Annotated in this window: 10 protein-coding genes; 2 read left to right on the forward strand and 8 right to left on the reverse strand. The window is 62.0% G+C overall.

Features of this window, described 5'->3' with window-relative positions; all coding sequences use genetic code 11:
- Positions 1–167: 167 nt before the first annotated feature.
- Positions 168–362, forward strand: coding sequence for a tyrosine-type recombinase/integrase (locus ACTNBY_RS09065; RefSeq protein WP_441032096.1), 195 nt, complete (start codon positions 168–170; stop codon positions 360–362).
- A 15-nt stretch (positions 363–377) separates the two neighbouring features.
- On the opposite strand, the gene ACTNBY_RS09070 is transcribed toward ACTNBY_RS09065, so the two are convergent.
- From ACTNBY_RS09070 to tgt, 6 genes are all read right to left on the reverse strand, one after another.
- Complete coding sequence (locus ACTNBY_RS09070) at positions 378–857, reverse strand: hypothetical protein (RefSeq protein ID WP_441032094.1); 480 nt, start codon at positions 855–857, stop codon at positions 378–380.
- Entirely contained in the window at positions 841–2,424 is a 1,584-nt protein-coding gene (locus ACTNBY_RS09075) for a hypothetical protein (protein WP_441064231.1), read from the reverse strand. The genes ACTNBY_RS09070 and ACTNBY_RS09075 overlap by 17 nt, the downstream gene beginning before the upstream one ends.
- Positions 2,417–5,137, reverse strand: coding sequence for a tyrosine-type recombinase/integrase (locus ACTNBY_RS09080; RefSeq protein WP_441048888.1), 2,721 nt, complete (start codon positions 5,135–5,137; stop codon positions 2,417–2,419). The genes ACTNBY_RS09075 and ACTNBY_RS09080 overlap by 8 nt, the downstream gene beginning before the upstream one ends.
- Positions 5,121–5,780, reverse strand: a complete 660-nt coding sequence (locus ACTNBY_RS09085; RefSeq protein WP_441064233.1) for a tyrosine-type recombinase/integrase — start codon at positions 5,778–5,780, stop codon at positions 5,121–5,123. The genes ACTNBY_RS09080 and ACTNBY_RS09085 overlap by 17 nt, the downstream gene beginning before the upstream one ends.
- Before the next feature lie 60 nt (positions 5,781–5,840).
- Positions 5,841–6,281 (reverse strand): hypothetical protein, encoded by a 441-nt coding sequence (locus tag ACTNBY_RS09090; RefSeq protein ID WP_441064235.1) that lies wholly within the window; start codon positions 6,279–6,281, stop codon positions 5,841–5,843.
- Positions 6,282–6,546: 265 nt separating this feature from the next.
- The gene (gene tgt / locus ACTNBY_RS09095; RefSeq protein WP_441064236.1) at positions 6,547–7,686 is read right to left on the reverse strand and encodes a tRNA guanosine(34) transglycosylase Tgt; all 1,140 of its coding nucleotides are present in this window, start codon (positions 7,684–7,686) and stop codon (positions 6,547–6,549) included.
- A gap of 233 nt (positions 7,687–7,919) precedes the next feature.
- On the opposite strand from tgt, the gene ACTNBY_RS09100 reads away from it, so the two are divergent.
- Positions 7,920–9,692: a hypothetical protein gene (locus tag ACTNBY_RS09100; RefSeq protein WP_441064238.1), complete on the forward strand. Its 1,773-nt coding sequence runs from the start codon at positions 7,920–7,922 to the stop codon at positions 9,690–9,692.
- 334 nt (positions 9,693–10,026) lie between these two features.
- On the opposite strand, the gene queA is transcribed toward ACTNBY_RS09100, so the two are convergent.
- Both queA and ACTNBY_RS09110 read right to left on the reverse strand, forming a co-directional pair.
- The gene (gene queA, locus ACTNBY_RS09105; RefSeq protein ID WP_441064240.1) at positions 10,027–11,238 is read right to left on the reverse strand and encodes a tRNA preQ1(34) S-adenosylmethionine ribosyltransferase-isomerase QueA; all 1,212 of its coding nucleotides are present in this window, start codon (positions 11,236–11,238) and stop codon (positions 10,027–10,029) included.
- Positions 11,239–11,308: 70 nt separating this feature from the next.
- Complete coding sequence (locus ACTNBY_RS09110; protein WP_441064239.1) at positions 11,309–11,884, reverse strand: epoxyqueuosine reductase QueH; 576 nt, start codon at positions 11,882–11,884, stop codon at positions 11,309–11,311.
- Positions 11,885–12,019 lie beyond the last annotated feature (135 nt).

Raw genomic sequence — 12,019 nt, forward strand, 5'->3', positions numbered from 1 at the left:
CAAGCCGTGACCGGAATCGGTGAAAATACGTTAGCGCAACCGGTGAAACCGCCTTTGCGCGAACGGCGCGCCTGTTTAGCGAAACTGGTGAAAAATAGATTGACGCTAACAACCGATTGCAAGCGGTCGGCGGGACCATTGTGGCTCTTGACAGCGGATTGGGTCATATGAGCGAGAGGCTCACGACCCACAGCTTCCGGCACAGCGCGGTGACGTTCGCGTTGCTGGGGGGCGCCAGCCTGCAGCAGGCCCAGGCGCTCGCAAGGCACACGAACCTGACGACCACGATGGTCTATGCCCACAACGTCGACCGCGTGAGCCAAGCTCCGGAGCGTTTTGTCGACGGCCTCCTCGACGACTAGGAGGCCGGGGCCGCGTCATGCGAGGGGAATGCCCGAGAGGTCGCTCCCCAGCACCTCCAGGTACTCCAGCAGCTGCTGGTACTTGCCTCGGAGCAGCAGGAGCTGTCGCTGGAGCTCCGCGTTCTCCTCCTTCAGCTTCCTCGATTGCTTCCTGCTCTTGTCGAGGGCGATATCGAGGTCCTGCAGGCGCGACTGCGCCCTCTGGAGCTCCCTTGACAGCCTGGTTATCTCGGCGTCCTTGTTCAGCTCGAGGTTCCCTTTCTGGCTTACCTTTGCGAGCGGCCTGAACTGGCAGACCTGGTTCTTCGCCAGGAGCTCCTTGACGTGCTGCTGGCTGAACGTCCCCGAGCTCAGCCCCGTTAGCGCCATGAGCTCCTTCTTGGTGACGATGCGGTGGTCCTCTTCGATTTCGTCGATGGCTCCCTGGATGAGGGCCAGCGTCTTCTCCCTCTTCGCCGCGTACATCCTCTGCATGTTCTCACTGGGCTGCTTCATCAGAGACCTCCAGGTCCTCGCCGCTAATCGCGTTCAGCACGCGCTGGATCAGCGTCTTGTATGCGTCTATCCAAACACCGCAGAGCTCCGCGAAGACATCGTTGCCACAACTTAGAGCCTTCTCCTGCTTGCTGCGCCAGTCGTCGAGCTCGCTTTGATAGTAGTCGAGGTCGCCGGCGTCGGGGACGAGGTAGCTGCAGCGGAGGCACCTCGACCTGTCGGCGCTGCAGCCCCTTGCGTCCGAGCACAGGCCGATCCTGTGGACCCTCTTGGCGAAGGGCTTCGACAGGATCCTGTCGAAGCGGGCAGGGTCGTCTGTGTTGATGATCCTGCCCCTGAACACGACGGGGTCGTCCTTGCGCAGGTCCTTGACGGAAGTGTGGGTATAGCTCTGCTCGATCATCTTGGTGTTGTGGTGGGCGGTGAGCGGCAGCAGGTCGATGGCGCGGAAGAGGCCCGAGTTCATGCGGTCGCTGACGGCGTTGTGGCGGAACTGGTGCGTCGTCGGGGAGTAGGGCTCGCCGTGCTCGTCGACGATTCCCCTGCACTTGCAGAGCCGCGAGAAGAAGCGGTTGCAGCTTCCAAGGTTCTTCGGCTTGAATGCCGACCCGTGAGTCCTATAGCATCTCTCCCCCGTCTTCGGGTCCCTTATGAGCCTGTAGGCCCGCGAGGTGAAAAGCCACCTTGCATTCTCGCCGAGGTGCGCCAGCACCTCGTCCCTCTGGGCTGCCACCAGGTCGACGAGGAGCTTCCCCATGCCCTCGTACCTGACCTCGATCAGCTTGATGTCGCTCGGGACGTAGGGTCCCGACTGCTTGAAGGACGGGATCGTCAGGGTGTAGGTGTCCGCGTCGAGCCGCTTCAGGCACCTGACCGTCATGCTGAGGACCTCGGTGGCGCGGTTGGGGATCAGGCGCAGCATCCAGTAGATGCACCTGTAGACCAGCGGGATGCCGTCTTTCATGAAGATGACGTCGAGCTGGCCGGCCACCTCGTCGGGGATGTACTTGTCCTCCTTCTTGACGTAGGCGGGGGCCCTCTCCAGCACGAACCTCTGCATGGCGGAGCTGATGTCGGTGAACCCCGACTCCCTCGCGAATGCCTCGAGAGCGTGCCAGTAATGCAGGCGCTTTCTCAGGGTGGTCTTCCGCTCTCCCGAGAAGAGGTAGGCATAGAAGGAGGCGAGCGCCTCCGGCGGGGCTTCTGCGAAGCTCTTGCAATCGTCGGGGATGAAGTCTGCGCAGTGCTTGATGGACATGCAGATGTCTGAGCTGATGGCAGCGGGGTCCCGCCCCTTCACGAGCCTCGTCAGCGCCCATCTCTTGGCCTCCTTCTTGAGGTGTTCGTTCGAGATACCCGTGAAATATATGTTGCGCGAGCTCGGTTTGACGTTCTTGTCGGGCTTCACCTTGTCGGCTTGCCAGACGTCGTCGCTGAAGCTCGAGGCAGAGCAGTAGTCTGAGAGCATCCTGGCCGCCTGCTCGTCGGTGACGGACACGGCGTTGGAGAGGACGACCGGCTCGAGGGCCGCGGACCCGGATGTGGGGAAGAGCAGGCTGTCAGGCATGTTGCGTTCCCTCCTCAATGGCGTCGAGCACGGCCCTGTAGCGCTCGTTCAAGGCCCTCTCCTGCGCGTACTCGGTGTAGCCCTCGTACTCGTCCATCGGGATGTCCAGCTCCGCGTACTTGGCCTCGAACTGCGCCAGCAGCCTCGACGAGTCCTCGCAGAGCTCTTCCCAGCGCCCCTGGAAGGCCCTTCCCGTGCACAGTTTGGGGCAGGACGCGCAGCTGATGTTGCCGAGGTCGGCGCACCTGCCCTCCGAGGGGTGTTTGGAGCACACGCCCAGCTCCACGTTGCGGCGGTTGGTGCAGAAGTCGACGTAGAGCCAGCGGCGCTCCTCCTCCGTGTACAGGTCGAGCCTGCCGCTCTCGATCAGGAGGTTGAACTTCTGCTGGAAGAACTCGCTGTTCAGCTCTGCGAGCCTCCTCATCCTCACCTCGGCGTAGACGCGCTCGGTGGTTCTGTGGTCGACGTGGCCGAGCTGCTTTTGCACGTCTGTAAGCGTGGCACCCGACGTGATGAGCTCGACGGCGACCGTCTTGCGCGTCTGCCTGGAGCAAAACGTGTCGTAACTCTCGTCGATCGACTGCATGCCGTACCGCTCGAGCAGCCTGTTGATCGCTCCGTTGAAGGTCGTCGCGGGGAACTCGGTCTTAACCCCGTTGGTGATGCAGAAGAAGAGCGTCTCGACCCCGTACATCTCCCTGAGGGCGGAGGTCTCCTCGATGTAGGCCTCGATCTCGCCGTGCAGCTCTGGCGAGATGACGGCGAAGATCTTGTCGCCGAGGCGCCGCTTGATCCTGGATGCCGCGGTCTTGGGGGACCTCGCCCTCACCTGCGGCATGCCGCTGGCGGGGTCCTCGGCCGTGATGTCCTCGACGCGGATGCTCTTGATATCGGAGAGGCGCCACCCGGTCTCCATCGCGAGCTTGAGCATCAGCTTGCAGGCGCTCGACCCAAGCTCGTCGACGTGCTCCTCGAGGAACACCAGGATGTCCTCGGGGATATCCGGGGTCGCCCTCGAGTAGTCAGAGCCGCTCCTGACCGTCAGGTTCGCGGTCGGGTCCGTGTCAAGGCGCCCGCGAGCGACGAGGTGCCGGAAGAACCTCCTGCAGCTGGTCAGATGATGCTTGAGCGTGCCGGGTGCATAGCCATCCTTGCTCATATGCGAGAGCGCGGCGAGGACATGCAGCTCGCCCACGTCCTCTGGGCAGGTGATGCCGTATTCGCCGACGAGGAAGGAGAGCACGGTTAGCAGATCGGCCATCGCAGCCGGGATGCGCGCCAACGCGCGATGGTCAGAGCTCGCGCGCTGGCATGCATCCTGGTAGAGGAACCTCAGATACTCCCTCGCATCCTGCTGGAACAAACCCGTCCCGTCCAGCACGGAGAAGTCGAGCCGCCTGCCTGAGAACGTCTCCCCCTTGGGGAAGTAGAACCACACCTCCGACTTGTCGCTGGCCACCTCGTCGGCGTTGCCGTCGAACATGAACCTGCGCAGGCCGGCGATCTTGTTCTCCAGGTGCTCGTCAAAAGCGTTTGCGAGGGTGGGGGTCTGCCGCACCTTCTTGAACGCCGCGAACTTCCTCACGTCCTCGTCTTCCAAATGCTCCTTGAAGTCGCGACGGAATCTGTGGAGGGGCAAGATCGGCCCCCTCGGAGAGTCGGGGGCCAGGTACCTGCCGGCGAAGAACGCATCGTATGCGCCCAGGAGCTCCTCGAAGCTGACGCCGCCTGGCAGTTCCGGTGCCGGCAACTGGGAGTCACCTGCGACAAGCAGTCCAGCAGGGACGGAGCTCTTGTCAACCCGCACAGCTTTCTCGTCGTAATAGGCGCGTTCCTCCGCGCTGAGATCTAGGAATTCATATACGGCGGTCCGGTTAGAGGTCGTAGCGTACGCAGCGTACGTGTAGGGCAACATCTCCCTAGCGATTACTTCATGCAGCCTGCGATAGTCCCACCGCTTGCCGTGCCCCCTCGCTTTGCGCTTTCGGCACCTCCCGACAGGGCGCCAGGAGAACCCGAAGATGTACGCGGTCAGGCGCGGGTAGGTGAAGTGTCGGTAGTTGCGATCGGACAGCCCCGAGGCATACTTCTCTGCCATGTCGCGCACATACGCCGCGAACTCCTCCTCGCCGACCTCTTCGACAACGCAGTTGTCAAACCACTGCAAGAAGTTATTGCGGGAAAGGCTGCAGTACTTCTCGATAAACTCCCTGCGGATTTCGACGAGGGGTTCACGTCGTCTGACGGCCTCGACGGCGCGGTCCCCGATCTGCACCGGGAAGCGGTGATAGGTGTAGAAGCGCTCCATGTACGTCTCGCCAAAGATACGTATCAGGGGGTTAACGCAGTCCCTGACCTGGTAGGTCAACCCGGTTATCACCTTGCAGAGCTTCTTTATGCCGGGCTTTTCCCAGGCTTCCTCGTCCTCGTGCATGGAGACGAGCACGTCGAGGAAGTAGTCGCTCAGCTCCTCCTCCGAGAACATGGAGGTCAGGGCAAGACGACACAGGGTCCCATAGCTATATGTCCCCTTCAGCGACTCCTCCAAGCCCTCGCAGGAGGGCAGCGGCGTGCGCGACTCCACGCAGGCGGCCAAGGCAGCAAAGTCGCTCACCGTCGCCGTGTCTGCGACATGGGTGTAGTTGTTGCTGCGCTTCGCACCCCCGGAGTTGTCCCTGATGTGCTCGAGCGCCTCCTCAGGTTGCCTGATCATCGGCGCGCCTCTGTTCCTTGGCTGCTTCGAGCCTCTTCCAGTTCTCGACGGCGGTCACCCTGTCCTGCCTGTTCTTGTAGGGCTCGGCAGACTCCATGCTCTTCCAGCCCATGATGTCGAGTATCTGGTTGTCGGTAAGGGAGGCGGGGTCGAGGGCCTGCTGCCTGAGGAGCTCCTCCATCTTCGTGCTCCTGCCGGAGTGGGTGCGCACCTTGGCGGGGTCGAGGCCGGCGCGCTTGGCGGCGCGCTTGATGATCTCGAGCGCGTTGTGGTAGGCCATCGGCTTGCCGAAGCTGCCCTCGCGCTCGCGCAGGTTGAGGAAGATCTCGGTCGGTATGAGCGACCCTGAATCGATCAGCTTCCCCTCGACGGCGCTGCGCTCGTTGTAGAGGTACTCCTCCAGCAGTCGCCGCGAGCGCTCCGACAAGACGCAGACGCGCCCCTCGCCCTCGCGCCTTCCCTTGCTGCGGAAAAGCTTCAAGGTGCCCTCGTCTGCGCGGTAGAGGTCGATCTGGGCGGAGAGGATCTCGTCGATGCGAAGGCCGTCGAGCGAGAGGGAGAAGACCGCCTTGTCGCGGTAGGTGCGGAAGTTGCTGAGGATTGCGTCGACCTGCTCGTCCGTGTACCACTTCTCGTAGTCCACAGGAGGCTTTCCGCTGGCGAAGGACGTCTCGGCGACATAGCGCGGCGACGTGGTCACGATTCACTGGCCGTAGAGGAAGGAGTGCGGGTTCTCCCCGCTTCGCTCCTCTGCGACCTCCATCTTGATGTCTTTGCCCTGGGAGCGCAGGAAGGTGTAGAAGCTGGCCACGACCGTGTAGTAGCCCCTGACGGTGAAGCCGGACCTCTTTCCCTCCACTGCGCCGACGAACGGGATGACGTTTCCGAACTGCAGGAAGCGCAAGAAGCCGGCGAGGTGCTTGGCGGTCGCGTCGGCGTAGCCGATGTGCCAGCAGTCCTGCAGGTAGTTGAGGTACTTGCACAGCTTGTAGGCGTACTGCCTCGCCGTCTGGGGCGAGCCCATGCTCATCTTGTGGAGGAACTTGTTGGCCCAGAAGGGGTAGGCGTCCGGATGGTTGATGATCCAGCCGTCCATCGTTCCCCCGTCGGCCTTCGGGTAGAGGCATTTTTCAACGGCAAACATTTTTTGTCACCTGAACAAACATCAATTCACTGGATAACGCTTAGTTAAACATCACAATAAGTGCTCGACCTATCAACGACTAAAAATAAATCTTAGTATCTGAAATACATAATAAAATGGTAGATGCATCAAACGCTTGCAAGGCATCGGTCAGAGGTCGTGCAACCGATGCCGACGCATGCGATGCCCGGCGCCGGTTACGCACGGTCGATTGGCACGCAGCCTCGACACCGCGCGAGCGCCCCCGTAAGCGCACCCGCAGCTCTTAGTAATCCACTGCCGCGGGGCTGTTCATCCAGTCGCTCACGAACGCACCGTAGTGGCCCTCGATAATGGCCTGGCGGGCACGCTTCATAAGGTTGAGCAGGTAGTAGATGTTGTGCATCGAAAGCAAAATGCCGCCGAGCATCTCCTTCTGCGTGACCATGTGGCGAATGAGCGCACGGCTGTAGCCGCCCGTGCACACCGGGCAGGTGCAGGTGGGATCGATGGGGCCGTCGTCGTGCGCAAAGCGGGCATTGCGGAAGTTAAGGCGACCCTCGCTCGAGAACGCCGTCCCCATGCGGCCGGTGCGCGTCGGCAGCACGCAGTCGAACATGTCGATGCCCACGCCTACACCACGCACGAGCGTCGTCGGGTTGCCGACGCCCATCAGGTAGCGCGGCTTATGTTTGGGCATGTACTCGCTCGCGAGCGGTGCCAGCGTCTCAAACATGGTCTCGTGGTCCTCGCCCACCGAGTAGCCGCCAATGCCGTAACCGGGGAAGTCACCGCACTCCTCCAGATGGCGCAGCGAACGCAGGCGCAGGTCCAGATGCATGCCACCCTGAACGATGCCAAAGAGCGCCTGGTCGTCGCGGGTATGAGCTTTATAGCAGCGCTCGGCCCACATACTCGACAGCTCAACGGCGCGCTCAACGTAGGCGCGCGTGGCGGGATAGCCCGGGCACTGGTCGAGCTGCATGCAGATGTCGGAGCCGAGCTTCATGGCGATTTCCATGTTGTCCTCGGGCGTCCAGAACACGTGGCGGCCGTCGTAGTCGTTGACGATAAAGCGCACGCCCTCGTCGGTGAGCTTGACGGCGTCGTTGTGGCTGAACACCTGGAAACCGCCGGAATCAGTGAGGATGGGGCCATGCCAGTTCATAAACTTGTGCAGACCACCCAACTCGGCGATGGTGTCCTCGCCGGGACGCATGGACAGGTGATAGGTATTGGCGAGCACGATCTGGGCGCCGAGCTGCTTGACAGTCTCGGTAGGAATGCCCTTGACGTTTGCCTTGGTGCCCACGGGCATAAAGATCGGCGTCTCGATGTCGCCGTGCGGAGTGTGCAGCACGCCGGCACGCGCATGCGTCGTCGGATCCTCGGCGATCAGGTCGAATTTAAATAGGCTCTGGTCCATAAACTGGAACTCCTTGGTTGCGGTTCATACGCAAACCATTATAAAGACCGCGGCAGGTGAACGGCATAACGTCTTTCGGAGAAGGGAATGTCAAGCGCAAACTGAATAGAGCGGCCGAATTTTTGCTATCCAAGCGAGCCATCGAACACGTTTTGAAACTTTGCTGCGGCGCGCGGGATGCCGGCGCGAGACTTTATCATAGGGTGACAATCAACGATGAGGAGCACATGCCTATGACAGACGAGCTGGACCCCCAGACTCAGCAGCATATTGATGATTCCGCAGACGCCGTCGACGACTGCAGCACTCCTACCTGCGTCGCCGCTTCCGTCGATGCATCCGCCGAAGATGCGCACGCCGGTGCGGATAAGGCAACAGACACAGGCGATACTGTCGAGCATGACGAAGGCGAGCAACCGGAGTCGAACGACGCCGAGCCCGACGCGGACCCCGCGCCACAGGCGGCAGGCCCCATCGAGGTATCTTCGGAAGAAGAGCTCGATGCCGTCATGGACTCCATGATGGATGCCGTCAAAGCAATGAAAGACGCCGTGGCCGACGCCGATGTGGACGCCGAAGAAGAGAAGGCCGCCGAGGCCGCATCGACCTTCGTGCCTGGCGAGACCCCCGTTGCCGACCAAGGCAGCACCGTACCTTCGTTCTTACAGCTCGAGCACCCTACAATTGGCGCAGATGCAGTTGACCCGCACACTGCCGGATTTTCCGTGATCGAGGGTGGCACCGGCAATATCGCCACGTCGCAGGCGCCCGATGCGGGTACGGCCGACGCCGGTCACCCGACCGCTCCACACGCCCCTGCAGCCAGCCGCGATCTGGGAACCGCCGTCTCAAATACAGCAAACGCCGTAGGCACTTTTATCGCCCAGGGCGCCTCTGCCATGCGCGAGATGAACGCCGCAAAGAAGGCGCTCGCGGACGCTCGTGCCCACCTGGCCGAACTTGATCAGCGCATTTCCGATCAGACCGAGGAGCTCGAGACGCGCCAGGATATCGCAGGGCGTTACGACCAGATTGTCGCCGACCAGCGCCACGCTATCGACACGGCACAAAAGGCCGCCGCGGCGGCAGAAATCGGCCGCGATACCCATGCCGCCAAGACAACAGAGCTCAAAGCGCAGCTCGAACAAATAAAAGAAGAGGACGACGCCACCGAGCGGCGTCTCAAAGCCGCACTCGATGCCGTCGAAGCGCTCGAAGCCAGCTCGCGCGAGACCGGTAACCGCCTCGTACGACGTCTCGAAGATTCCAAGCGCATCCGCGACAAGGTACAGGCCGAGCGCGACGCCGGCGTTGCCGCAGCGCAGCAAACCGTCGACGCCACGCGTGCTCAACTCGAAACGTTGCGCCGTGAGTATGCCGAGCTGCAGCGCAATCCCTCGGCAAATCCCGCCAACTATACGGTGCGCACCAGCGAGCTTTCGATGCAGATCTCCGACACGGCTGATGCCCTGCGCAAAGCCGAGGAAGATGTCCCGCGCATCACCGCCGATCTTGAGCACTCGCTCGCAGCCGCCGAGCACGCCGTCGAGCAGGCGCAAGCCCCCATCGCCGACGCCAAGCGCGCCCATCAGGCCGTGACGGCCGAGGCCGATGCCGCGCGCGACGAGCTGCAGACCGCAAAGGCGGCCGCTGCAACGCGCCAGCGCGAATTACGCGAGAAGATCGTCACCGAGGACAAAGCGCGTCAAGAGCAAGAGCAGGCTATCGCCAATGCCCAGGCGGACGTCGCGCATGCGCAGTCGATCATCGAGCAGGCGACCGAGGTGCACAACCATCCCGAGATCACCGAATCGCTCGCGGGCTCCCTGGCTCGCGATAAGGCCGAGCGCGCCGAAACCGAGCGCGAAGTGGCTCAGCTCGAAGCCGCCGAGAACGACGTGCGCGAGCGCACCCGTGACTCACGCGTCAAATTCACCGGCGCAATCGTCTGCATTGTCGCCGTAATCCTCGTGATTGTCCTAATCTGGCTGTTCGCGAGCAAGTAAACCAGCTGCCAAAAAACACTCACCGCAACGTTTTGATTGGTGCAAAGGGGCCAGGCTACTTTGCACCAACTTGGTGCATATAAAACAGTCCCCATCGCACCAACAACGTTTGCCCAGATAAAACCTGCCAAAATAAACCTGTCCCTTTTTGGCAGGTTGAACCACGGCAACGCCAATGTTTTGGCGCGGACAGCGAGCGGGTCGCATTTGAGGCAAGGTGACGTGAAACGAAAGGGCGCTGACCTTCTGGTCGCGCCCTTGAAGTTGAACGTCAGATTGTCCAAATGCGGCCCGCGCAGCGTCGAGCAGTTACGCGGTTCGTAGAACCGCGTAACTAACAAATGAGCATGGCGTCGCCAAAGCTGAAGAAGCGGTAGCGCTGCTCGATAGCGGCGGCATAGGCATCCATGATCTGATCGCGGGTGGCAAGTGCGCTCACGAGCATCATGAGTGTGGAGCGCGGAACATGGAAGTTAGTGATCAGCGCGTCGACCACGTGATAGGTCGAGCCGGGCATGAGGTAGAGCTGCGTTGTCGCGTTCTCGCGCGCCACGATGTCACCACGGCCGAGCGTGTCGGCCCCGTCCTTACGGCCCTCAAAATAGCGCGCCGTCACAGCCGGATCGGACACCGGCGCGTCCGCGTCAAACGCACTCTCGAGCGAGCGGACTGCGGTGGTACCGACAGCAATCACGCGATGCCCCTCGGCCTTAGCCTTATGCACGGCGTCGACAACCTCCTGCGACACGTGATAGCGCTCGGTGTGCATCACGTGCTGCGTGGGGTCGTCCTCCTCCACCAGACGGAAGGTATCGATGCCCACCTCGAGCTCGACAGCGGCAAACTTCGCACCCTTGGCCTCGATAGCGGCCATGAGCTCGGGAGTAAAGTGCAGGCCCGCCGTGGGAGCGGCAGCTGAGTGCTCCTCCTTCATGGCGTAAACGGTCTGGTACTTCTCGGGATCGCCCTCATAATCGGTAATGTAGGGCGGCAGCGGCACGTGGCCGGCAGCATGGATGGCCTCATCGAGCGTGCGCGGCTCGCCGGCGGCATTGCAACCGGCCGGCTCAAAACGCACCAGGCGGCCGCCGCGGCTATCGGTGACAAAGTCGACGACCTCGGCCGTCAGCACCACGGGAGCACCCTCGGGCGCATGGGCACCACCGACGCGATACTCAATCTGCACACCAGGCTTTAGGCGCTTGCCCGGCTTGACCAGACACTCCCAAACATGACCCAGCGGATCCACGTCCTCGCGGCGCTTGAGCAGCAGCGTTTCGACCACGCCGCCCGAGCCTGTCTTGCGACCGATAAGACGGGCCGGCATCACACGCGTCTGGTTGATGATGAGCACGTCGCCAGGCTCGATATAGTCGATGATGTCGCGGAAGATGCGGTGCTCGACGGTGCCGCCATGCTCCAGTGGCGTTCCCGCCTGGGAGCCCTTGCGATCCACCACCAGCAGGCGGCAGGAGTCGCGCGGCTCGGCAGGAGCCTGGGCAATCAGTTCCTCAGGAAGGTTGTAGTCAAAATCATCGGTACGCATAGACACGTCGGATACTCCTTATATAGCTAAAATCCGCTCTACATCCTAGCAGGCTGCCAGCCCAAAAGGACTACTTTTTGGACGCTTTGCGCTCGTCGCGGATGCGGGCGCGGTCCATGGCCGCCTCGACGGCCGAGAATCGGCAGCCGCAATAGTTCTGCCGATACATGCCCAGCTCGCGCGAACGACGCGTCGCCTCGGGATAATACGGGCGAAAATCGCGAATCACCGGGGTGAGACCATGTGCCGCCGCCAAGCGCTCCAACACATCATTGCAGGTGTCGAACAACTGATACGGCGAGACGGCGAGCGTCGTGCCCACAAACTCAAACCCGCGCTCCTGGGCCACACGGCATGCCTCGGCAAGACGCAGGGCATAGCACGCGCGACAGCGACGGGGTCGATCGGCGCCCAGCGGGGCCACGCCGGCCTCCCAGCGCTCGCGGTCCTCCCCCGCCTCGATGAGCTCGATGTCGCCATCGGCACACCACCGGCGAAGCTCGTCCAAACGCCGCTGCCATTCATCGCGCGGCTGAATATTGGGGTTGGTCCAGCAAATCGTGGGTTCAAACCCCTCCTCACGCAGCAGACGAACCGGCTCCAGCGAGCACGGCGCACAGCACGCATGCAGTAGCAGCGGCTTCATGGACATCTCCTCCCAATCTTTGCCCAGGGTAGTCTTTTTGAACTGCACCCCAAAACCTGGACGGCTTAAATAAGAACTACGCCGCAAGGGACTGTCTCCGGAACTCCTCCGGGGTCAGTCCCTTCAGTTTAACCT

Source organism: Collinsella sp. HCP28S3_E12, assembly GCF_052065595.1.
Classification (GTDB): Bacteria; Actinomycetota; Coriobacteriia; order Coriobacteriales; family Coriobacteriaceae; genus Collinsella.